This window comes from Runella sp. R0.1_18 (assembly GCF_057652155.1).
Window position 1 is genome coordinate 41,075 of record NZ_JBYFCK010000005.1, and the last position, 23,364, is coordinate 64,438.

16 protein-coding genes are annotated in these 23,364 nt (G+C 45.9%); 3 read left to right on the forward strand and 13 right to left on the reverse strand.

Annotated elements, in window-relative coordinates:
* Window positions 1–21: 21 nt before the first annotated feature.
* The gene (locus AC23P2_RS10625; RefSeq protein WP_487773167.1) at window positions 22–3,051 is read right to left on the reverse strand and encodes an amidohydrolase family protein; all 3,030 of its coding nucleotides are present in this window, start codon (window positions 3,049–3,051) and stop codon (window positions 22–24) included.
* A gap of 130 nt (window positions 3,052–3,181) precedes the next feature.
* Entirely contained in the window at window positions 3,182–4,672 is a 1,491-nt protein-coding gene (locus AC23P2_RS10630) for a M48 family metalloprotease (protein WP_487773168.1), read from the reverse strand.
* Window positions 4,673–4,866: 194 nt separating this feature from the next.
* On the opposite strand from AC23P2_RS10630, the gene AC23P2_RS10635 reads away from it, so the two are divergent.
* Together AC23P2_RS10635 and AC23P2_RS10640 are read left to right on the forward strand one after the other, a co-directional pair.
* Entirely contained in the window at window positions 4,867–5,652 is a 786-nt protein-coding gene (locus tag AC23P2_RS10635) for a glycoside hydrolase family 16 protein (protein ID WP_487773461.1), read from the forward strand.
* An 8-nt stretch (window positions 5,653–5,660) separates the two neighbouring features.
* On the forward strand, window positions 5,661–6,044 hold the full coding sequence (locus AC23P2_RS10640; protein ID WP_487773169.1) for a nuclear transport factor 2 family protein: 384 nt from the start codon (window positions 5,661–5,663) through the stop codon (window positions 6,042–6,044).
* A gap of 188 nt (window positions 6,045–6,232) precedes the next feature.
* Here the strand turns inward: AC23P2_RS10640 and AC23P2_RS10645 are convergent, their stop codons facing one another.
* The 4 genes from AC23P2_RS10645 to AC23P2_RS10660 all read right to left on the reverse strand — a co-directional run bounded on the left by AC23P2_RS10645 (window position 6,233) and on the right by AC23P2_RS10660 (window position 15,169).
* A complete protein-coding gene (locus tag AC23P2_RS10645; RefSeq protein ID WP_487773170.1) occupies window positions 6,233–8,647 on the reverse strand; it encodes a hypothetical protein in 2,415 nt (804 codons plus the stop codon).
* Between the two features lie 127 nt (window positions 8,648–8,774).
* Entirely contained in the window at window positions 8,775–10,448 is a 1,674-nt protein-coding gene (locus AC23P2_RS10650) for a SusD/RagB family nutrient-binding outer membrane lipoprotein (protein WP_487773171.1), read from the reverse strand.
* A gap of 12 nt (window positions 10,449–10,460) precedes the next feature.
* On the reverse strand, window positions 10,461–14,129 hold the full coding sequence (locus tag AC23P2_RS10655; protein WP_487773172.1) for a SusC/RagA family TonB-linked outer membrane protein: 3,669 nt from the start codon (window positions 14,127–14,129) through the stop codon (window positions 10,461–10,463).
* 35 nt (window positions 14,130–14,164) lie between these two features.
* Window positions 14,165–15,169 carry a FecR family protein gene (locus AC23P2_RS10660; protein ID WP_487773173.1) on the reverse strand — a complete coding sequence of 335 codons (1,005 nt, stop codon included), beginning with the start codon at window positions 15,167–15,169 and terminating at the stop codon, window positions 14,165–14,167.
* A 164-nt stretch (window positions 15,170–15,333) separates the two neighbouring features.
* Between AC23P2_RS10660 and AC23P2_RS10665 the strand changes: the two genes are divergently transcribed.
* A complete protein-coding gene (locus AC23P2_RS10665; RefSeq protein ID WP_487773174.1) occupies window positions 15,334–15,906 on the forward strand; it encodes an RNA polymerase sigma factor in 573 nt (190 codons plus the stop codon).
* Window positions 15,907–15,909: 3 nt separating this feature from the next.
* Here AC23P2_RS10665 and AC23P2_RS10670 read toward each other — a convergent pair whose 3' ends face one another.
* The 7 genes from AC23P2_RS10670 to AC23P2_RS10700 form a co-directional block, all read right to left on the reverse strand.
* Entirely contained in the window at window positions 15,910–16,500 is a 591-nt protein-coding gene (locus tag AC23P2_RS10670) for a Uma2 family endonuclease (protein ID WP_487773175.1), read from the reverse strand.
* Window positions 16,501–16,503: 3 nt separating this feature from the next.
* The gene (locus AC23P2_RS10675) at window positions 16,504–18,003 is read right to left on the reverse strand and encodes a DUF7133 domain-containing protein (protein ID WP_487773176.1); all 1,500 of its coding nucleotides are present in this window, start codon (window positions 18,001–18,003) and stop codon (window positions 16,504–16,506) included.
* Between the two features lie 29 nt (window positions 18,004–18,032).
* The gene (locus AC23P2_RS10680) at window positions 18,033–18,170 is read right to left on the reverse strand and encodes a hypothetical protein (protein ID WP_487773177.1); all 138 of its coding nucleotides are present in this window, start codon (window positions 18,168–18,170) and stop codon (window positions 18,033–18,035) included.
* A 4-nt stretch (window positions 18,171–18,174) separates the two neighbouring features.
* A complete protein-coding gene (locus AC23P2_RS10685) occupies window positions 18,175–19,260 on the reverse strand; it encodes a plastocyanin/azurin family copper-binding protein (RefSeq protein ID WP_487773178.1) in 1,086 nt (361 codons plus the stop codon).
* A 264-nt stretch (window positions 19,261–19,524) separates the two neighbouring features.
* Window positions 19,525–21,216: a D-alanine--D-alanine ligase family protein gene (locus tag AC23P2_RS10690; RefSeq protein ID WP_487773179.1), complete on the reverse strand. Its 1,692-nt coding sequence runs from the start codon at window positions 21,214–21,216 to the stop codon at window positions 19,525–19,527.
* A gap of 53 nt (window positions 21,217–21,269) precedes the next feature.
* On the reverse strand, window positions 21,270–22,769 hold the full coding sequence (locus AC23P2_RS10695; RefSeq protein WP_487773180.1) for an RNA/DNA-binding domain-containing protein: 1,500 nt from the start codon (window positions 22,767–22,769) through the stop codon (window positions 21,270–21,272).
* Entirely contained in the window at window positions 22,766–23,341 is a 576-nt protein-coding gene (locus AC23P2_RS10700) for a DUF4062 domain-containing protein (protein ID WP_487773181.1), read from the reverse strand. Before AC23P2_RS10700 ends, AC23P2_RS10695 begins: the two co-directional genes overlap by 4 nt.
* Window positions 23,342–23,364 lie beyond the last annotated feature (23 nt).

The following is a 23,364-nucleotide window of genomic DNA, read 5'->3' on the forward strand; positions in this document are numbered from 1 at the left end:
TTTGTAAAAACCAACACAAAGCTACTTGCCTTCTTCTTCACCTTCGGCCATAATGCCTTCTACGTCTTCACAATGCCACATGCGCTGACGACGGAACGGAGGGCGAACGGCCGTAGCGCCACCTGTTTTAGCAGAAATCATCTTCTGAATCAAACGAGCACGCTCCTGCTCTACTTCCCCACGGCGTTTTTCATCACCATCAGTCGAATAGCAAATAGCCCCTTCAACAATGGTATAGTCTGGACGTGCATAAATAGAAAGTGGGTGGTTGTTCCACAGTACCAAATCAGCATCTTTTCCTACTTTGATACTACCCGTACGTTTGTCGAGACGTAAAATTTTAGCAGGGTTAATGGTTACCATTTTGAGCGCTTCTGTCTCGGCAATACCGCCGTATTCTACGGCTTTGGCGGCTTCTTGATTAAGGCGGCGTGCCATTTCGGCGTCGTCAGAGTTGATACTGGTCAATACGCCTACTTTCGCCAAAATCGCGGCATTGTACGGAATGGCGTCTTTTACTTCCATTTTATACGCCCACCAGTCAGCAAACGACGAACCTGCCACGCCGTGTTTTTTCATTTTGTCGGCCACTTTGTATCCTTCCAAAATGTGCGTAAATGTATTGATTTTAAACCCTAATGAATCGGCAACTTTAATCAACATATTGATTTCTGACTGCACATACGAGTGACAAGTGATGTGACGCTTGCCGTTCAAGATTTCGGCCAAGGTTTCCAACTCAATATCGCGACGTGGGGCAGGAATACCAATTTTATTTTTCATCGAATTGTACGCATCCCACGAGCGGTCGTATTCACGGGCACGGATAAAGTGATCATAAAATACTTGCTCTACCCCCATTCGCGTTTGTGGATAGCGCACGGTCGCGTTCGGGCTGTTTGATTGTTTTACGTTTTCACCCAACGCAAACTTGATGTATTGCGCTTCGGGAACAAGCATTTCGTTGACATTGCTTCCCCATTTGAGTTTTACCACAGCCGACTGCCCGCCGATTGAGTTGGCCGAACCGTGCAACAACTGTGACATAGTGACGCCCCCTGCCAATTGACGATAGATGTTAATATCATCTGGATTGACGACATCGCTCATGCGCACTTCTGCCGAACTTGACTGCCCACCTTCATTGACCGAAGCGAGGGCAATGTGCGAGTGCTCGTCGATGATACCAGGCGTAAGGTGTTTGCCTGTCCCGTCAATCACGCGGGCTGTAGCTGCCGAAAGGTTTTTACCCACTTTCGTGATTTTGCCATTTTCTACCAACACATCAGTATTCGTCAACACCCCTGCGTCTTCGCTGGTCCAAACGGTTGTATTTTTCACCAAAATTGTTTCAGACTTTGGTTTTTCAGTATTTCCAAACCCAACAAAAGGGTAAAGCGGTTTTCCGACATTAGGTACAGGACGTTGGGTAGAATCGCGGCGTGCTTCTAGGGTTTTGAAAGCTTCTTGGAACGTAGCTACCCATTTAATCGCCTCTCCTTTGGCATTTTCACCACTTCCTTTCAAGGTAGTTCCTTCCAAATACCCCGTCAAACGAGTTGTAGCGTTTGGAGTACGGCGATCAGGTTGGAAGTTGATAGAAATGACGTCGTTGAGGAACGTAACTTTAGGCGTGATTTTTACCGTATCGCGCAACACGACTTGGTACTCTGGCTTATCAGGCTTTCCAGAAATGACGAGTTTTGCTTTTTCATCATTAAGATTTAGCTGGTACGTGCCACGAATATCGGTTTGATTCAATGAGTTGATGACGTATTTTTTACCGCGAATCCAGTTTTCGTACAGGATATTATCCGCGCTAAAAATACTGCCCGACGTAATGATAAAGTTCGCCCACGCACCTGTTTTGAGGCTTCCGATTTTATCACTGCATTGAAGCAACTGCGCAGGAATGGTCGTGAGGGCTTCGAGGGCTTTGGTTTCGGTCAAGCCGTGTTCGATGGCTTTGCGAAGGTTGGGCCAAAACTCAGCTTTGGTTTTTAGCAATGCCGACGTCAGCACAAAGTTCACGCCTGCTTTTTCGAGCGTGGCGGCGTTGGCGGGCGCCATTTCCCAATGCTTCATTTCGGCTAGGCTTACATTATCGGCATCCCATGCATCTTCTACGTCGAAAGCAGCAGGGTAATTGAGCGGAACAATAATGGCGCCACCCGTCGCTTTGATTTCGTCGATACGCTGATATTCATCGCCCGAGCCTCTGAATATATATTGTGTTTTAAATTCGTCGCCTAGTTTATCGGCACGCATCAAGCTCCATTTGTCGGTTGCCTCAAAAATAGCAGGCAAGGAACTAAATGTATTAAATGCCTCCAACGACAGGTTCAACTCTACGTTTTTTCCGCTGTTTTTGTACCACTCCGCATCGTAGTACGTCTGCCGAAGCAGGGCCATTGCCCCCATTGGCGAGTTGGGGTATTGCTGAGTTGACGAACCTTTATTGAACGACAAGTGAAAAGACGCAGGTTGGCGAAGAACCACTGTATTAGCACTTTCCGATGCCAAGCTCACCAATGCTCCGCTTCCTCGTACGATACCATCGTGGTGGTGCGTAAGCACAGCGCCAAAACCAAGTTTACGAAGTTCGTCGGCTTTTGGGTTATTTACCGTAAAAAGTTTACCTGCCTCTGATTCAGGGCTAACGGCTTGGTTCCAGCCAAACGCTCCTTTTTTGTTTGATTCGATTTGAGGAGGAGTTCCTCGGCCACCACGCTGTCCGCGCGCGATTTCGGGCATACCATAATCGGATTCCAAATCAATAAGCGCAGGATAAATCCGACGGCCTTTTAGGTCAGTAACCACCGTCCCCGGAGGAATTTGAACGTCTTTGGCTGCCGCCACGACGATACCATTTTTGATAAGCAAGGTCGCATTTTCGAGCACCGTACGAGCATCTACATAAATGGTCGCGTTGGTAAAAGCGTACATTTCTGGCCGCTCGTCATAGACCCCATTGCGGGGGAAAGTGGGCGTTTGTGCCCTTAGGGCTAAAGTAGCCGCTAGTGTGATGAGAAGTGTAATGATTTTTTTCATGCAAAAAAACGGAGTAAATGTGAGTATTCTAACCCAAATCTACTCCGTTCGTTGCGAAAGCCCAAACCCCGCTTGGGCTTATTTACTCACCTTCAGGCGATTTTGCGACCAAGAGGGGTTTTTACGAGTTTTATTTTGTAATTATCTTGACCAATGTTCCTTGCTGTACTTGGTCGTTGGCTTGGAGTTGATTCAAAATCCCCAATTCGTCCAGTCTGCTATCGGGCATACCAAAGCTTTTCATTACATCTTTAAAAGCGGCCGTACGTGCCACCGTTTTGATACGAATACGGTCGGGTTTGCGGTTGAGTTTGTCAGGGTCATTAAGGGTACGGAAATTTTCGGCAACGTTACGGAATGTCGCAAAATTCGTATTAAACGTTGGCGCATAACTCATGCCGTGCATGGCCAAAATCATCCCGTTGTACTCGTACAAATACGTTGCCACCTGCACCACCGTATTCGGGTCTTGAGCTTGTTGCGGAGTCGTTTGGCCTCCTTGCTGCTGCTGTTGTTGCTGCTGGATTTGTGAAACCATCACCACCGCAGGGATTCCATTGATGGTTGTTTTTTTGTTTTCCAACACCTTGAAATTATAGTTTTTAACCACGTTTTGAGCCGCCTCGTCCAAGGTCTTACCTTCGGCTACGGTCAACATCATCATCGACTTGCCGTCTTTGGCCGCCATTTGGAACTGTACAGGCGAGTTTTCGTACTGCCAATCGCGCGGAACGGGGAATTGGAATTTCAATTCTGGGTGATAAAAATTCCAGTTTTCTACAAACCCTTGTTTCGGATCATCCCCAAAAATAATACCGTCTATCATGCGCAAATAACGCTCTCTTTCCACCAAATACTGGCCAGGATTTGCCTTTTGGTATGCTTCGGCCATTTGGCGCACATTGGTAAAGCGGTCGCCTGGATCGGGGTGGGTTGACATAAAGGTTGGAATGGCTTGGCCACTTTTGTCAGAAATACGCTTGATAGTTCCGAAAAACTGCGCCATTTCGCGGGCATCGTATCCTACTTTACTTGAGTAGTCCACCCCAATTTTATCAGACTCCGACTCGTGGGCACGGCTGTAACTCAACAATACCATCTGAAGCCCTTGCATGGCTTGATCACCCATTTGACGAACTTTTTCTGACAGTACCATTCCCGCCATTAGCCCTACTGTACCCAGCACCTGCGACGTTTGTTGACGTGCCGAATGGCGAGCAGTAACGTGGCCAATCTCATGGCCCAATACTCCCATAAACTCGGCTTCATTATTGAAATGCGCCATAATTCCCCTCGTAAAATAGACGTAGCCACCTGGTACGGCAAAGGCATTGACAACAGGAGAGTCAACAATATGAAACTGATATTTCAAATCAGGACGGTGCGAGATAGCCCCCATCGACTTCCCCTTTTCATTGATAAAGTTTTGTAGTTTCGCATCCTCGTACAGGCCCATCGTCGCTACAATCGACGGGTGAGACTGCGCCCCAAGGGCAATTTCTTGCTCTTGCGACATGAAGATAATTTCTTTTTTGCCAGTAACGGGGTTTCGGGAACAGCTTTGTAAGCCCAAAGTCGCCGCCGCTACAAAGTATAACCACAAATGTGAGGTCTTTCTCATAGATAATTAAGAATAAATTAAAAGATACGAATCTATATAATTGACACAAATTTCCAAAAAAGTAACCATTAAGTCACTATAAAATCCACATCCTAATGGAATTCAAACCTACCAAAGATGTACTAAAAAAATACCAATCAGCATTTTTATCCTTTTTAGGGTTTTTATTGGGAGTTGTGGGGATTCCTAATCAGATGTTTGGGCAAAAAATTCCCCAATATACGGGCTACGCACTGGTTTGGTCTGATGAGTTTTCCAACGACGGAGCTCCTAATCCACAAAACTGGACGTTTGAAAAAGGCTTTGTCCGTAACCACGAGCTACAATGGTACCAACCAGAAAACGCCTATTGTCAAAAAGGAAAACTTATCATTGAGGGGCGACGCGAGCAAAAATCGAATCCTAATTACAACGCTCAGAGCCAAGATTGGCGCAAGCAACGTACCAACATCGAATATACCGCCGCTAGTTTAAAAACGCAAGGTCTGCACAGTTGGCAATACGGCCGCATCGAAATGAGGGCCAAAATAGATACACAAGCGGGAATTTGGCCAGCATTTTGGACGCTGGGCGTAGAAGGAGAATGGCCGCGCAATGGCGAAATCGACATCATGGAGTTTTACCGTGGTATGCTGTTGGCCAATGTTGCATGGGGCAGCGAAACCCGTTATAAAGCGATTTGGCGAGACCTCAAAAAGCCCATTGAGACTTTCCAAGACCGCCGCTGGAGTAAGAAGTTCCACGTATGGCGGATGGACTGGGACGAAAAAGCGATTCGGCTCTACGTGGACGGAGAGTTATTGAATTTTGTGGAATTGCAATATACCATCAACCAAGACGGGACTCAGAAAAACCCCTTTATGCAGCCCCACTACCTACTACTCAACCTTGCCATCGGCGGCGACAACGGTGGTGACCCTTCGTCTAGTAAATTTCCTTCTCAATACATCATCGACTACGTACGAGTATATCAAAAATAAGCATTGCTATGAAATCGCTCTTCTTACCCTTATTTTTCTTTCTTTCGTGGAAGGTATTTGCTCAAAATCCTGAGAAAATCGTCCAGCAACAATTGGATGCTTACAACCGCCAAGACCTCAAAGCATTCGTTGAAACCTACAGCGATACCGTCGAGATTTATAGCTTCCCTAACGCCAAACCACGCGTTTTGACAAAAAAAGACCTAGAAAATGATTACGGGAGTCTTTTCAAAAAGTTTCCTCAAAACTTCGCCGCATTGCACGGGCGTATCATTCAGGGCAACTACGTCATTGACAAAGAATACATTACGGGACGCGGTCAAGAATTTTCTGCCACGGCCATTTATCTGGTGGAGAAAGGTCTAATACGCAAAGTGTGGTTTTTGCGCTAACTATCGCTGCACAAGCTGCCCCCGAACTATGATTCGGGGGCAAAATGGACTCGCGTCTCCGACGCAAAAACTAACTATCGCTGCCCCCAAACTATAATTTGGAGACAACATGGACTCACGTCTCTAAGCTGCCCCCAAACTATGGTTTGGGGGCAATACGGCCTCGCGTCTCCGACGCAAAACCGCATTTATTCAACCCGAATCAGCGAGACTTCCCCCACTTGTAAGCCCCTCTCAGCCTCTTTGCAATTCCATTGAAAAACAACCTCACCGTTTTTAAAAGCCTCGGCAGGCACTTCAAATTCGTATTCGGGCTGTTCGCCTAATTTAATGTAATCATGGATGAGAATACCGCTAGAAGTCATCATTCGCACGTTGGACTTAAACCGTCCGCTATAGACCACCTTTACTCTGTACTTAGCTCCTTTCTCTAGTTGGTCATACTTAATTTTCAAAATGTTATCGTACAAAACTTCAATTTGGCTTGTCCATGCTTTGGGGACAGCTGGTACGGGTGTGCTCATTCTTGGAAAGCCATCAAAGTATTCTTTGGGTAAGTTCATGCCATAACCTATGCGCGACGATTGCAGGCTTTCGGGGTCGTTGTTCCAATTGTACTTGGTCGTCACTACTCGTGCTCGACTGGTGGGGTTCATAAATTGGTCGTAGATACCGCCTTTGCCTGGGTAAGTACGGCTGAGTAAACGAGTCAATGCAGCTTTCCCCTGCGCCTCGTCCATTTTTTCCATTTTTTTGAGCTCGCGCATCAGCCACGGCGCATCGTTGAGTGGGTAATCCAAGTTATCAATAAAATTACCTCGACCTGGCATCGCTCCGTGTTTTGCCACCGTCAACTGTGCCCCAATGCTTCGATGCAACGAATCGGCCAAAGCCAAGCATCGTTCTCGTAACGAAATGCCAACAGGTTCATTCCACGCTTTGCTCAACACATTTATCGCTTTTTGAGCTTTGGCTTGGGCATTGCCTTCTCCCGACTTCAGAATTTCGTAGGCTTGGTGCTCCAGCTGTGTTTCGTAAATGCTTCTTTCCCGAACGTAGGCATCAAAATACGCCCGAATCAGTCCCATCTGAAAACGAGGATTGGCTAGAAGCGTTTTTGAGGCCGACTGCTCCATTTTTTGCCACCTCATTAGCGTTCGTTCGATTTGATTGGCGGCCAACACAGGCCCTTTGATGTTGGTTTCTAATTCCGATAAGCCCAACGCCCCATCCATGGCCAAATCTGCTCCAAAAAACAAGCGACTGTAATCTTTCAACGTCTCTCTGACGTCCATTTTCGGATCCCAGTCTTGGTCACTCCAGATAAACTTATTCACGTCATCGTTAGTCCCCTCCGAGTAGCTTATACTTCCAATACAATATGGAGCCACGATATTGTGGAAAAACTTCTGGTCTTTGGGACGCGGGTTTACGGCTTCGCGGCCGAGCGTGACCGCCCAAGCAGGATCCCAGTCGGGTTCGGGGTATTGTGCAGCGATGGAATGCGTAATGTCTGGATAGTTCCGAATCGGAATCGACGGCTTCACCGTTTTACGAATTTGGTCAATCGGCACTTTTACCCAAGGCCCATAGACAATACCCCCCAACCAAGGATAGCCTTTGTTGACATGGCGAAAAAACGCTTCAAACCAAGCTTTGGTCGGTTTGAACGATTGCGGCGAAATCCAAATTTTTGCTTTGGGATGGTATTTGTTTAACAGCAAAGCCATTTTATCCATCCACTCAAAAAGCTCGTCGGGTTCGAGCTCGCCTGGGTCGCCACCTGGTACAAAAACGGCGTCTATTTTTGAGACAGCTTTGAAGACTATTTCGCGGGCAGCCAACTCATTTTTTACTTTTTCGGGCGTTGTAAAGTCTTTTCCAATGTTGGGATACCACATCCAAACGTCCAGCCCGTAGCGTTGGCAAATCCGCGCTTGTTCTTTGACCATGTCCAACGTTGCCAATTTCATGTGGCGGCTGGTAGGCTCGTCGTCGGTACCTGGCGGGAGAATTTCGATACTATTCGCCCCAAAAAGTGCCAATTCGCGAATGTATTGGTCATACTGCGCCACCGTGAAAGCATCGTATGAGTTGGTTTTGGGTCGATAGCCCAACTGGTGTCCTCGGACGAGGTATTTAGGACTAGTAGAAAGTCGCAAATCGGCAGGAAAACGAATTTTCCCTTGGGTGATTTCAGCCTTGCGGAGCAAACGCCCTACGCCGTACAGCACCCCTCGGGTGTCTTTCCCGACAATCGCCACAGTATTTTTTTCGGGCAAAGCCACCAATCGAAAGCCTTCTTGGGTAGGTGGGGGCAATCGAAGTACCTCGGCTTTCAACGGCGCGGGTAATTCGGCGATGTTTTTATCCAGCACCAAATAAATGCTGGCACTTGTAGCTTCTGAAAAACTGGGAGAAACGTTGGGTTTAATTCCTGAACGCTTTGCGATTTCTTCCTGCAAAATATTTACAATTTCTTTGAAAGCAGCCGCATCGGCAGGGCGATGGTGAATACTGGCTTGGGTCAGGTCTATCCACGATTGGGCATAGCCGACTTGGAAAATAACAATAAAGAGGAGGGCGGTTAAAATAGATTTCATTGGTGCGTTATTTCAGAATCAGATTTTCCAAGTACAAAAAGAATCTTCCCGAAAGTTTTTGAACTTTCGGGAAGGCTTTAATCACAGGAACTCTAATTTTTCAAAGTCAAATAGTGCCAAAAACTACCTAATTCCAAGGCTTACTTGTACCTTGAATGAGCCACATTTTGGCGTATGGGTGGTCTTTGCTTTGTCCTGATGGGATATAGTTGGTGTTTCCTAAACGTTCGACTGCTGAGTTGTAATTGGTCAAATACGAAGGGTCTTGATTCGGTACAGGATACATGTATCGAATCGGTAGCGCTTTGCCGTATTGCGCCACTTCACCCGCCTTCAAAGCAGGGAAGCCCGTTCGTCTCCAGTCAAACCATGACTCGATACCAAACCAAGAGGAAAGCCATTTTTGCTCCATAATTCGCTCCAGTTTGTTGGAAGCCGACGCATAACTAACCGACGGCTGTGCGTAGTATTTTTCATAGTCATAACTCGCCGTAAACACTCCTGCTTTGTCCATGGAAGCCCGAATGGCTTTTTTGTAGTGACCTTCAGCATCGGTTGCTCCAAAATTTCCCGCCAAAGCAGCTTCCGCCAAAATAAACTCTACCTCGCTGTACGTTATGAGGTTCATGGGTACATACGTATCCGTGTTTTTACGGTAGCGCTCGTGCAAAAACGAAATGTAGGGATTCCGTTCATTGTTGTAAGCCGTGGCGTCATTGCCTTTGTTGTAAGCGACTGCCTGCGTAATGGGCAAGCCTACTGGCAAGCCCACATAAAGCGACGTATCTACGTTGGTCAATGTCGTGGGAACGTACACCACCGAATAGCTTTCGCCGTAGCTATTTTTTACCGTTACGGTTGTTTCTTTGGTGACTTTGGTATCCCATTTTCGCTGCACAGGTTGTATCCAACGTTGAAGACGCGGGTCATTCAAGGCAATCAATTTGCTCACAAACGGCTGCCCAGGTTTTAGCAAAAAGTTAGGGTTAGGCGAATTGAGCGGCCCACCTGGGGCTGAATTATCGGCACTTGCGCCCACAAACGCCATCGAAGCATCGTCGCTATTGCTTGTAAAAGCGTCGGCGGAAGCTTCTGTGAATTCGGCTTGGATATTTACGCCCAATGCACTCATTTCTGAGCGTTTATCGGCCAAGCGCAAGGCATAACGCAAACGGAGCGAATTGGCCAATTTCCGCCATTTTTTTCCGTCTCCTTTGTACAAAATATCTGACGTTGGGTTAACGGCATCTTTGCTTTCTAGGCTATTGAGCAAGGTCACGGCTTGTTTTAAGTCGGTCATAATGCCTTTATACACGACGGCCTGCTCATCGTATTTTGGAAAAAATAAACCCGAAGATGCCTTGAGTGACTCGGTGTAAGGTATATCGCCATACAAATCGGTTAATAAACCAAACACGGCCGACCGCATCGTGAGGGCAATGGCCTGAAAAAAACGATTATTTTCTTTGACGCCTTTGTCGTAAATCAACTGATTATTGCGCAAAATCTCATAATAACCGTTCCACGACTCTTGCGTCCAAGCGTATTGGTTGATTACTGCCGCTCCTTCGTTGGTTCCTGCTTGCATGTATTGCATTGCTGCCCCAATTTTAGACCCGTCTCTGCCCAAGCTAAAGAAAGTTTTACCCGTGTTAGACAGTACATAGGTCATAATGTAGTTGGAAGAAACATCTTCTGGACTGTTGGGATTTTTGTCGATTTCGGTCAAATCTTGACACGAAAACAGCACACCACCTACGGTTAAAGCGGCAATCCCTTTTTTTATGTTTGTGAATTTCATCGCTACCCAATTTTAAAAGTCAACATTCAATTTGAAACCTACTGAGCCAGTGATTGGCATCACGTTGTAATATTCAACCCCCTGCGACCAGCTGGTACCCGTGGGGCGGAAAGCGCGCTCAGGATCCAAGCCCTTGATTCCGTGGCGAGTCCACATGTACAGGTTGTTCCCGACAATCGACAAAGAGGCGTTTTGAACTTTGAAACGACTCACAAAGCTTTTTGGCAAAAAGTAAGTTACCGAAATTTCTCTCAACTTGACGTACGTGGCGCTGTACAAATTGCGATCAGGGAAAGGGCGATTGGCGTAGCGGTACGCACTGAATGGATCAATCCATTTACTACCCGCTCCCCCCAAATTTTCCACATAAACGGTATTTCCTGCGGCATCTTTGGTGGCCAAAACCCCAGGATTTAGACTGGCATCTTGCAGGCGTTTTGCGGCTTCAGTGCTTCCTTCAGGCCATGCAAAACCTCCGTAAGCGGCGTTTCTTCCTCCAACCCAATTGCCGAGATACGCGTCTGGATTGGCTTTGATTTGTTCGGCAAGGCTACGCGATGGGTCATACGGCACGCCCGACAACGTTTCGTCAAGCATTCCGTTATTTCCAAGAAACATCATGGTATTGGAATAAAACTGTCCTCCTTGACGCCAGTCGATATTGGCAAAAATGCTCAAGTTTTTGTAGCGAATGGTCGGCTGAATCCCCATAAGGAAATTATGGTTAAAGTTGCCGATTTTCATCAAGTTGTTGGGGTCGTTATCAGTCTGGTAAAGCCCTCCGCTCGTCACAATCGGATAATTATAATAAGGCGATGCCTTATCTTTTACCCTCAACATCGGCGCCATATAAATATCGCCCACTTGCCCACCTTCGTAGGTACGAACCTCTGCCCCGCTGTACGATGTAAACGAGAAATACTTGATTCCTTCGGCCAACTTACGAATGTAGGTGCGGTTGCGGGTCAAGGTAAAATTCATGTCCCACTTAAAGTCTTTGGTTTTGATGGGCGTCGTTACTATCCCAATCTCAAAGCCCTGACTTTCCACCAATCCTGCATTAATCTGCTTGTTGCTCGCTCCTGACTCAATGGGTGTTACGATAGAAAGTACTTGGTTTCGGTTGCCGCGTTTGTAATACGTGGCTTCTAGTCCAAGTCGGTTTTTGAAGAATTTAAAATCCACCCCAATCTCGTGCGAAGTCGAAATTTCGGGCTTCAAATCAGGATTTCTAAGTACTCCCGCCATGTACATACGCTTGGCCGCGCCCCAGTCGAGCGCAGTACTGTAAGTTTGTGAACGGCTGTATGGGTCCACGTCGTTACCGACTTGGGCAAAGCCCGCGCGTACTTTGGCAAAATCAACCCAAGATGGCATTTTTACCACTTCTGATAAAAGCACGCTCAATGATGCCGAAGGATAAAAATACGAATTGTTTCCTTTTTTCAAGGTACTCGTCCAGTCATTTCGGGCGGTCAAATCCAAATAAACAAAGTCCTTGAACCCAAGCGATGCCGACGCATAAACGCCATAAAGCAGTTTCCGTGAAAAAGAACTCAGTGGATTGAACGTTCCAGGGGCACCGTTGGCAATGGTGTATAACCCTGGAATGACGAGTTCGGTCGTGGCATTATACAATGACTGGTAGTATTGTTCCAAACGGTTGGCACCCATCATCGCGTTTAGGCTCCAGCTGTTTTGAAAGCTCTTTTTATAATTGAGCATCAAATCCAAGTTTTGCTCTTTACGGTAATCGTTAGAAATGGTGTAACCGCCTTTCACCGCTTCAAAATTGCTATAGGCTTTTTTCGACTCAAAGATTTCGCTGTACGAATCTCTAGCGTACTTTCCTGTCAGCGTCAGCTCGTTTGTAATGTCATAATCCATCTGAATTTTGGCCACTGTACGGTCGCGTTTAAAGCCCGTCAGGTTTTCATAGACCAAAAAGAATGGGTTGTTTTGCTTGTCTTTGTATTTAAGCTGGCTTATTCCCTCCTGACCAGGCAACCAATAGTTGCGCAGATCGTTGATATTTACCTGTGAACCCATTTCATAAACACTTCTAACGGGGTCGTTGCGGCTGGCATCAATCAAAGGTCGGTTATCAGAACCTGACTGCGTTACGTTTAAGCTTACCGAAGTACGAAACTTATCAGTGATGTTGTAGGCTGAGTTTAGGGCAATCGTCAAACGCGACAAATCGGTATTGGGGATAATGCCCGTGTTGCTCATATTTCCTACCGATAGGCGGAAATTCCCTTTTTCATAATTACCATTCACCGAAACGTTGTTGGTGTTGGTTATGCCCGTTTGAAAGAAATCGTTGAAGCGATTCGGATACGAAATCAAAGGCACTTTTTGGCCATTACTGTTCCACAACGCCCAGTTTTCGCCCGCATCTAAGGCCGCGCCCCAGCTTTCGTTTTCGGCTTCTTCCAATACGTGTGCTCCTGTTTTACCCGAGCCAAACTTATTCTGTACTCGCACGTACTCCAATGGCTTATCCATTACTACCGAGGTGTTCAACGACACACCAATGCCTTTTTTACCTCCCGTTCCCGACTTGGTCGTAATCAACACCACGCCACTTCCTGCCCGCGAACCGTACAACGCCGCTGCACTAGGCCCTTTCAAAATGGAGATATTGGCAATATCGTTGGGGTTAATGTCCGAAATTGGATTTCCCATATCGGCCCCCGCAAAGGAGTTGGTCATGCGGTTCGCAACGGGCACACCGTCAATCACAAACAAAGGCTGATTGTCGCTATTGAGCGAATTTGCGCCGCGAATCACCATGCTTACCGACGAACCCACAGCACCGCCCATTTGCGAGATTTGTACCCCCGCTACTTTCCCTGCCAAGGTGTTGAGAACGTTGTTTTGAGGCGTTTGAGTAAGTGCAGTGCTTTCTACATTCCCCACCGAATAGCCCAGCGAGCGTTTTTCACGTTTGATACCCAAGGCCGTCACGACTGCCTCGTTGAGAACGATCGCGCTTTCTTCCAACTCCACTTGTAAGTTGGTTTTATCTCCCAACGCCACCTCTTTGGTTTGGTACCCGATAAACGAAAATACCAACACCGACGTAGAAGCGGGGGCGTCGATACTAAACGAGCCATCACTTCCCGAAATCGTTCCCGTTTGGGTTCCTTTTATTACCACGTTGACGCCAGGCAAAGGTGCTCCATCCGACTTTGCCACCACCTTACCCGCAATCACCTTCACCAATTTTCGGGCAGGTGCTAATGCCTGTACTTCCGAAACTTGGGGTGTTGAGGTGGTTGCGGGGGGCGTTACTCGCAAAGGTTCCTGTACAAACCCCGCCCATTTGGTCATGGGCGTCAGTAGGTACAGATTTTTGTCGAGTTTTTCATAGCGTAGATTTAGTGTGGATACGATAAAATCTAATTCTTTTTCAAGCGACCCAAACTGTTGCACCCCATACTCAATGGTTTTGTTTTCAACGGTTCGTCGGTCATAAGAAAAGGAAACTTTGTATCTGGATTGAAGATCTTTCAAGGCGCTTTTGAGCGATTTGGTCGTTGTTGACTTTTGGTACTGACCCTGAACTCCAGCTATTTCGCGCGAGGCCAGTAATTGTCCTGATGCCTGAAAGGCAAAACAGCAAAACAGTAGCCCCAGCGCCTGTTGCCGCGATTTCCGACGGTAGAAATTTTTCATATAGACAATGGTTTAATATTCTAAAAACCTAACAATCAATTGTTAATAGACTTACGCACTTGAATTCCGCCCTCCATACGAACCACCTGACCTGGGTACGCTTTTTCCAAGGCATTGATGAGTACGGCGGGGTCGTCAGACGGAAAAGCTCCGTTGAACTCTCCAAGCTCGCTGCCTGGCTCTACTTGCACTTTCAGGCCAAAGCGACGTTCTAACGTTTTTTGAATTTCGGTCAATGTTGCATTTTCAAAAACCACCTTGCCCGTCTGCCAAGCAGCATAAGTTTGGACGTTGATTTCTGATTTTACCAAGCCACCCGAAGCCGTTGAATATTCCACCAAATCGCCTGGTTTCATCACTAATTTTTGGGCGTGGTTATTGGCCAATGACAGTTCTACTTTGCCCGATTCAAGCGCCACAGCTGTAGCATTAGCACCATTGCGGACGTTGAAGCGTGTTCCTAATACAACTACATCCACTTCACCCGAATGCACCACAAATCCTCGGTGATTGGGCAGGTGGCTCACATCAAAAAATGCCTCTCCTTTGAGCCATACCTCTCGGCTTCCAGTAGCGTCTTGGTTCAAATTTGTTACTTTCAACTCGGCGCCTTTGTTCAGTTTTACCAGAGAACCATCGGCCAGTTTCAGTTCCATCATGTGCTCCGAAGCCACATATACGTTGTCGGCCACTTCTTTGGTCAGATACCAAACCAGCCCAAATGCCATCAAAATACTCGCTGCAACAGGCCATGCCCATCGAACAAATACATTTGACAGCGAACGAGTTACGGGCTTGGTGTTTTCCCAATCTTGCACCCTCGACATCAATCGTGCCGTCGCTTGCTCTATTTGCTGTTCATTGACTAGCCTCTCTTCTTCGCTTTGCATAAATTGCAACAAAGACACGGCCTCGTCCACGCTCGCCTTGAGGGAAGGATTTTCGGCCATCGACCTATTCCATTTTTCAACCGACTCATCATCGGTTCGGAAATACCAAGCAAGAAAGGTCTCGTCGGTCAGCAATTGTTCTGGTTTCATATCAAGATTATTAACCCTTTCATATACCAGTACCACAAGGCATCACGGGATAATCATTTTTTTTCTTATTTTTTTTTTATTCTCAAAAAATTAAAATTGCTACATCATTAAATAGCCTACTTTTGCTTCACTTTTGTAATAGTGGTATATAAACACTTGGTTAGATGGATGAAACTCAATTGTGGAAGGGTTTTCTAAACGCCGACCAAAAAGCTTTTGAGGGACTTTTTAAGAAGTATTACAGGCCGTTATATCTGTATGGGTATAAAATTGTCCGTAATACGCAGCTTTTGGACGACTGCATCCAAGACCTTTTTTTTGAGCTTTGGACGTCCAAAGAACGTCTGGGGGAAGTTGCGTCGGTCAAGGGCTATCTCTTTAAAGCCCTGAAATTCAAGCTAACACGGGAGTTACGAAAAGAAAATCGCTTTGATGTGATTGAGGAAGAGAACAACGAGTGGTTTGAAATCAGCCACGAAAGCTGGCTAATAGAACAACAAACCGACCATGATCAAAAAGAAAGACTAACCCACCTCATGGGGCAGCTTACCAAACGACAACAAGAAGCCCTTTATCTTCGTTTTTTTAGCCAATTACATTACGACGAAATCGCCGAAGTGATGAAGCTGACCTACCAAGCGGTTGTCAATCTGATTTATAAATCAGTCAAATTTCTGCGAGAACACCTTGTCCCACTCCTGATTCTCTTGGTACAGGCTTCGCTAGGGATATTTTAAGCCTTACGCATCTACCCGAAATGGGCTAACAATCGCCGAAAAGCGCACACTTTCGTAAATACTCGAAACGGGCAGGGTAAAATCTAAACGATTGAAGGATATTTCGTCTGTTAGCTTCTCATAAGTTTGATACAACCATAACTCAGGGTTTTCGGTGCGGCTGTACAGCTCTACACTGCATTCGTACTGAGAAACAATGAGGTAATACTGTAACGAAGGGATTTTCTTGTATTTCTTTAGCTTAAAATCCTTATCATATTCTGCCGTACTTTTAGACAAAACTTCTACCAAAATAGAAGGGTGGGCAACGATGTATTCATCTTCTTTATCTCGCTCATCACAGCTTACCATTACATCTGGATAGGGATAATAGGTATTTTTTATTACCTCCAGCTTGACGCTCTCGCTAAAAACATCACAACCTTTAGGGCGAAACACACGCTTTAAAGCACTTTGAATATTATCAGTGATAATGTTGTGATTTTTGGAAGTACCTGCCATGGCAAATACCTCCCCCTCATAAAATTCGTACCGAATTTCACTTTGGTTATCAAGCTCAAAATATTCTTCTACGGTATAATGTTTTTTCTCCAACCCCTACTTCAGTTTATTCAAGGTATAATAAATCGCGCGGTTCATGAGCAGTTTTCCATCGGATGTTTTAAGTTCCCCCATTTTAAGGTCATAAACGTAGCCCGCTTTCAACTCTGCCAATTTGAAGGAGACTTTCTTGCCATCGGGCGAAACCGTCACTTCTTTCACGGCTACATCGGCCACGTCGGTTTTGGGGGAACCGTAAGTGCGGTGGTATTTGTAGTAATAGCGTTGAAATTTATATAGACTCGGATTAGCCGCTATTTTGGCATCTACGGGCAGCGAAAACGTAAGTTCAAAGCCTTCTTTGGTCAGGTTCATCGCCATGATTTCGAGCGGCACTTTGCCTTTCCAGTGAATCCGAGAAAGCCCTTCGTCGCCAACCCAACCGTGATCGTTGTGGCCAATCCACAAATCGCCGTTTTTGTCAAACACCAATCGGTTATTACCTTTCAAAAGACCCGTACCATCGCCAAAAGCTACGCAAGCGCCTTGCATTTGTCCACCGACTTCTTCCATCAGCAAACGCACCAAGCGTGGGTAATCCATTTCACCGATAAATAGTTGCCCCGTAAAAGGCCCAAATTTCCCGCCCGTGTTGTCGAGCAAAGGCTGCGTCACCGAATGAGCGATTTCAGTATGGGGAAAGGCAATCGCTTCGCGGGTACGCATACTGTCGAGCTGTTCGACGGGCAACGAAAGTGGCTTGACACGAGGAAAGTCTTTCTTCCAAATTAAGCTCGCGACGTGTCCGTAAAACTTGTCTTTTTCAACGTGATACAAAGGGCTTGTCCCGCGCCAATCTCCCTGATTATCTGATACGTACAAACGACCTTTGGCATCAAACCCAAGTCCATTGGGCGAACGAAAGCCTGAGGCATACGGCTCCAATTTTTGCGTTTTTACGTTATATTTCATCACCCAGCCACGGTACGGCACACACGAATACATCCGCCCATCGCGACTGAGCGAATCGTATGTGCCGCGTATTTCGGGACGAATCCCCGCGCCGTTGGAGGCCACATTGAGCGCAATAAAATAATTTCCATCTTTATCTTTCAAGGGGCCAAAAGCAAACTCGTGGTAGTTTCCCGACATCCCAAAATCGTCGGTAACAGTTTCATAGACATCCGCCACTCCGTCGTTGTTGGTATCTTTGATGCGCGTCAACTCAGGGCGTTGCATCACCAAAATCTCTGTATTGCTGATGGCTGCCACGCCCAGTGGGTCGTGCAACCCTTCCGCAAATTTCTTCCAAACTTTGGTTTTGGGGTTATACGTCATCACTTCTCCTAAGTGAAAACACGCCACCAAGCGGCCATCGGGCATAAAATCCATCCCTCCCGTCTCGGCACGTAGTCCTTTGGGCAGCTTGATTTGTTCGGTTTCGTAATAATTGGTGATTGTATCGCGCTGCGCGTACAGCGGGCTTATCAATAGTTGAACCAAAAAATAGGCAATCAAAAAGCTTTTGGGTAGGCCGTTACTTTTGGGAGAATTCATCGTTAACACTATTCTTAAATGGATTCTTTTTACGTAATTTTTTCTTCGACAACTTTTCGGTTGGGAGCAACCGAAACCACACTCCAGTGCTTGCGGTTACTCATAACCGCGACCCGCTGCGAACTAAACCTCGACGCAAGCTTTCGGTTGGGAGCAACCGAAACCACGGTATTAATGCCCGTGATGCGCTCCGTGTACTGTGTTAGGAGACTGCATCGTCACGACGCACTTGGTTGTTCCTTTGGGAATAGTCAGCGTACCGTTTTGCCACTTTCCTACCGACGACTTGTAGGTGATACCATCCGCCGATTGGGTTACCAAATAGACCAATTGCGTGGTTGGTTTGCTAAACACAAAAGTTCGTACCAAGCCTTCGTCGTTGGGTTGAGCTTTCAGCGTTTCACGAACCTCTACGCCGTCGATGGCATATCGGAACGTCGGCAGGCGATTGGTCAAGGTGTATCCCCTAAAATCTACTTCGGGTAATTTATCTGCTTTTCCTACCCGCAACGGAGACGTGACATTATCTTTAAAATAAATCGTTCCTTGAATTTTCCCCAAGGCATTGCCATTTCCTTTCCAGTGGTCGGTGTTATCGACAAAACCACCACGCCACGCATACCGCAAATAACACTTACCCGCGTCAAAACAATAGGCATGAGAAGCCGTCAGAGCGACTGCAATGGCCGCAGGGCTACAGTCGGGCATAAACGTGCGATACAGCAGCGGGTATTCGAGTGGAAAAGGGTGCGGCGAACTCGGGATGCGCTCCAAAGTTTGGCGCGAAGGGGGAATATTGGGGTCAGTGGCAAGCAATGGTAGCGGTTTGGTGGTGACGTACATCGCACCGTACATCACATAGCCGTGCCCTGGGTACGTACACACATACGGGTACACCCCTTCCGTCGCAGGTGCGGTAAACGTAATGGTCTCGGTGGTGTTTGGGACTAAGATTTTACTTGCTACCAATACCTCTGGCATAGGAGGGACATAATTGACGGCTTGGGCTTTGTCTCCCATTTTGATGACAGTTTCTACCACAGGCAGGCGCTTATCGGGCTGCGTAATCACCAAATTATGCGCCATATCGTCTTCGTTTTTAAACAAAATCTTTACTTTTTGATTGGGTTTGACCGAAAAACGCGCCAAATCAAATTGTAGGCCCGTAATGGCTTGCAGCGTGATGGTGGTGTCGGACTGCCCAAACGAACGAAAGGCAAACAAAACAACGAATAGTCGAAAAACAACTTTGTACATACTACTTGGCTTAATCGAAAAGGTCTGTTGCTATAAATACTGGGAAACCCGAAAATTTACTCCCTGCTTTCCCGTAATTCAAAAGAAAAACGCTGAGGTAAGCAAATTGTTCTCAAAAATGAGATTTGCTTGCCTCAGCGTTTTTCGAGGTTTTTACCATTTTTTGGGTTCTTTGTTCCCTTTCGCTACAAAGGTTGGGCCTCGCTAAGGCTTCTTTGTTTTCAAACGGCAAAGAACACTCGCAAAAAACGTTGTCTTTGTGCCTTAACCCACAAAACGCTTCGTAATATTTATCGCCTTGGCGCGGGTTTCTTCAATCAATGGATGAACGGGCTGTGCTAGGGTTTCTAGCACGTCGTCGATGGTATCTTTGAATAAGAGATTGACAGGCATCACGACCTTCTCCGTCTCGCTGGTTTGCAGCACGGCGATTGGTTTCACTTTGCCCGAAGACGATAATTGACTAAAGCGACGGCGGCCGTCCAAATAACCCTCTTGGGTGGCTTCAAACACCACTTCTTCGGTGGTAATCTCGGCAAGCTGAGCCGCAATTTTTTCGTCCAATGCCGTCAATAACTGACGCAGATGCACCGTATCTTTTCCCGTACGAATGCGCTCCCGCAACGACTGCCGAATCAAATACGTAATGGCGTGGGTAACGTCCAAGCCAATCTCGGCCATTTGTTTGAAAATCAACGACGTCGGCGACATCCCAGGAAGGGTATTAGGGTCGTGGAGCAAAACACGCCCGTCGGGAGTCAAAAATCCGTCAATCCGCGCCACCGAATTCATGCCCATTTTTTCAAATACCAACGCAATGTTGTACTGAATTTGTTGGTTGTTTTCGAGCGACGTACGTACGGGAATAAACTTCCGAGTAACGTTTAATTTGTATTTTGTCTTAAAGTCAAAGGTCTGATTTTCTTCGAGTTTGGCAATCTCAGTCGGCGGCAACGCAATCACCGTGCCGTCGTTATCTTGAATGACCCCGCACGAAAACTCTTGCCCCTTAACAAACTCTTCCAACAAGACTTGGTCTTCGGCATTGGCCGACAAGAGAGTCAGTTTGGAAGTTGCGGGTTGACTGTTTGCCGTTGCCCAATTCCCCAATTTCTCAAGCAATTCAGCGGGGTGATAGATAAATTCGCCCGTTTGTTCGAGTACAACGGGGTAACCGATGCTTTCGTCGAGATTGGCAATGCGTTGCGCAAAAGCGTGTTTTTCTTCGTTTGAGTAGCCCTTCCATTCGTCGGTGGTTACTTCCAAGGCAAAAAAGCACTGGTTCATGGCTTTCACAAAGGCATCGAGGCTATCTTCTTTGACAATCGAAACGCCAATCGACGAACCTTGGTGAGGGGCTTTTACGACAATGGGAAGACCCAATTCAGCCTTGGCAGCTTCAAATACCTCGGCCACATCCGTTCCGAGCCATTGTTCCCAACGAACCACCTGCATTTTTTTCTGCTGACCGTTGGCGCGGGCAATTTGCTCGTTTTGCAAAATTTTATCGATACTCACCGCCGACCCCAGCAGGCCAGGCCCCATGTAGGGGATTTTGTGCCACTCCAACAAACCTTGAATGGCTCCGTCTTCACAATCAGGGCCGTGGAGGATGATAAAGGCAAAGTCGAAATACGTTTTAAAATCTTTGGGCTGAATCGGCGTACCAATAGCATGCATCAACGCCTCAATTTCTTGGGGAGCAAGCTGTTTTTGCAAAGACTCAATATACACTTCAAAACCACCGTCACGAAACGCTGGGCCTGGATAAAACTCCCGAATGCCTGAATGATACAACTTTTCCTCGTCGGTCAGGATAAAATTACCGAGACTGTCCACAAACACCAACACGGGCGTGAACAAAGTTTTGTCGATGTTTTCGTAGGCAGTTTTACCACCCGCATAAGAGATTTCGCGCTCACGCGCTGGGCCGCCAAAAAAGATTCCGATACGCACGTTGTAATTAATTTTAATTGGATAAGTAATTTTTATTTTTATCTCAAAGCTCTCTATTGTTCTAATTGTTTTTTAGACTTTTCAGTCAAAAAATACCCCCCTGTTTGTGCTGCTTCGCCTCTAAACTCCACCAATCCAGCTTCCTTAAGTTGCTGAATATAACGCTCCATCGTTCTTTCCGAGACATTTACAGCACGAATGTAGTCTGGTGCTCTATACCCTTCTGTCTTTCCTATTGTTTGAAGGAGTTTTACTAAATTTTCTCTCACCTTACTGGTGGTATTCGTAAAAAAAGCTTCGCCAACTATTTTCCCAAAAGCTCCGTCAGTTGCTCCGTCAGTTGCTCCGCCAACCATAGGTTTATCGACGATGCCTTCCTTTCTATGATTAGCCCCATTTTCTTCATTAAAAAAAGTGAGTTTAATCGTATATTCTCCTATTTCCCAAACTGGTGTTTTAAGACCTGCTTTTTTACAAGCCTCAATAATTTTCAGTGTCCCCCGCCCTATTTTTTCGATATAACCTTTCATAAATACAATTTGGGCTATATCGGGGTTATAAGGCATAGACAAATGGTTTTTCTTCAACTCACTCGGTTTGTAAGGCGACTTTCCAGTATTGGTTATTTCGAGCCTATCGGGATAAATAATAATAGATAGATTACTCGAAGGTTTTCCATACTCCCGATGTATCAACGCATTCAATACCCCCTCTCGAAGTGCTACCATCGGATAAACATAATCATCGCTTCTTACCCATTGAGTTTCGTCAAATTTACGTACAAAGGCTAAGTTATTTTCAAGAAACTTTTGGATAGCTTCTATATTTTGAAAGATATTACCTTCCAGCACTTTATCGTCCGTAAAGACATCTTCTGTTTTTTCTCCTTTCAAATAAGCTATCCTTACCCTCGCTTGAGGAATAAAACGTGCGGGGTTTTTAGCAAATAAGATGACTGCCGCATTCGTAAAACTCCCATTTTGGTAAAGACCATAATGCGACAAAAAATCTATCGGTTCTACGAAGGTATCTTTCAAACTAGCAATCGCCTCTTTGGCCATCACCTTTTTAACCTCCAGCATATCTAAATCGTCAACCTCTACGCCCAACGCAATTTGACGTTCCCAGTGAATGTCATTTTCTTGGCGTTTCTGTATCAGTCCAGATATTTCTTTTGAGGTAGCTTTATGTGTACGCTCTCCCGTTCGAGCGTAAATAATGCCTTCAAAAATATAAGGTTGTTTTGAGCCTTCCCACACTTTTAATAGAAGTAATGGTTTTTCATCATACATTTCAACCGATACCATTACTGGAGCTTCGGGCACTATCTCTTCAAAAAGATAGGTTTCTAGCTCCTCTTTAGCATTCTCAACATCATTAACTCCAACGATGGTTTTGTTGTCACTGACCCCTATCAAAAGTTGTCCACCTCGATGATTTAAAAAACTACAGATCGTTTTACCGATACTTTCTTTACGAACAGACTCCTTAAACTCAAGTCGCTCACTCTCCTGCTGACTTAGTAAATCTTTGATGAGTTGTTCTGATTTCATTTTGTTAAATCCTTTAAGTTTGCCAGTTCACGTTCTACTCTTTTTATATCTTTGAAAAGGGTTTCGACATGTCTGAACGCCTCATCTGGTCTAAAAAACTCTTGTACCCAATGGTATTTTCGATGCTCATAGGGTAAATCATTTTGTACGGCATCATTGTACATATCAATTACTTTAACACTATCCATCACTGAGGTTTTTTGAATTTCAAAACTATTTCTCAGCTTATCAGTGAACATGTACTGCAACAAGAGTTTGCGTGAAAAAGTAACAAAACTATGGGCAAGAAACCTCCGTGGCTTATTTAATTCAATGGCTTTCTTAAACTCCAAGTGGGTTATTCCTGTACTATAAAACGGATAAATAATACCAAAAAAAATATCACAATCTTCCACAGCAGCTAAACAAGCTTCTGTGTTGCTCATTCCCAATGGCGGATGTAAGGTTCCATATTCTGAATTAATTACATCGTATCCGTAGCCTTTAAGCATTGCACATATTTGCAGCAAAACGTCTCTGTTTTGATACACTGAAGATGCCAGCATCAATTTAATTTTACGCTTTTTACCCATTGCGTTCTTGACCTATTTTATCC

What these genes read in the sequence shown, in the direction of transcription:
- AC23P2_RS10625 (WP_487773167.1), bottom strand. Translation starts at nt 3,051, where the DNA reads ATGAAAAAAATCATTACACTTCTCATCACACTAGCGGCTACTTTAGCC.
- AC23P2_RS10630 (WP_487773168.1), bottom strand. Translation starts at nt 4,672, where the DNA reads ATGAGAAAGACCTCACATTTGTGGTTATACTTTGTAGCGGCGGCGACT.
- AC23P2_RS10635 (WP_487773461.1), top strand. Translation starts at nt 4,867, where the DNA reads ATGTTTGGGCAAAAAATTCCCCAATATACGGGCTACGCACTGGTTTGG.
- AC23P2_RS10640 (WP_487773169.1), top strand. Translation starts at nt 5,661, where the DNA reads ATGAAATCGCTCTTCTTACCCTTATTTTTCTTTCTTTCGTGGAAGGTA.
- AC23P2_RS10645 (WP_487773170.1), bottom strand. Translation starts at nt 8,647, where the DNA reads ATGAAATCTATTTTAACCGCCCTCCTCTTTATTGTTATTTTCCAAGTC.
- AC23P2_RS10650 (WP_487773171.1), bottom strand. Translation starts at nt 10,448, where the DNA reads ATGAAATTCACAAACATAAAAAAAGGGATTGCCGCTTTAACCGTAGGT.
- AC23P2_RS10655 (WP_487773172.1), bottom strand. Translation starts at nt 14,129, where the DNA reads ATGAAAAATTTCTACCGTCGGAAATCGCGGCAACAGGCGCTGGGGCTA.
- AC23P2_RS10660 (WP_487773173.1), bottom strand. Translation starts at nt 15,169, where the DNA reads ATGAAACCAGAACAATTGCTGACCGACGAGACCTTTCTTGCTTGGTAT.
- AC23P2_RS10665 (WP_487773174.1), top strand. Translation starts at nt 15,334, where the DNA reads ATGGATGAAACTCAATTGTGGAAGGGTTTTCTAAACGCCGACCAAAAA.
- AC23P2_RS10675 (WP_487773176.1), bottom strand. Translation starts at nt 18,003, where the DNA reads ATGAATTCTCCCAAAAGTAACGGCCTACCCAAAAGCTTTTTGATTGCC.
- AC23P2_RS10685 (WP_487773178.1), bottom strand. Translation starts at nt 19,260, where the DNA reads ATGTACAAAGTTGTTTTTCGACTATTCGTTGTTTTGTTTGCCTTTCGT.
- AC23P2_RS10695 (WP_487773180.1), bottom strand. Translation starts at nt 22,769, where the DNA reads ATGAAATCAGAACAACTCATCAAAGATTTACTAAGTCAGCAGGAGAGT.
- AC23P2_RS10700 (WP_487773181.1), bottom strand. Translation starts at nt 23,341, where the DNA reads ATGGGTAAAAAGCGTAAAATTAAATTGATGCTGGCATCTTCAGTGTAT.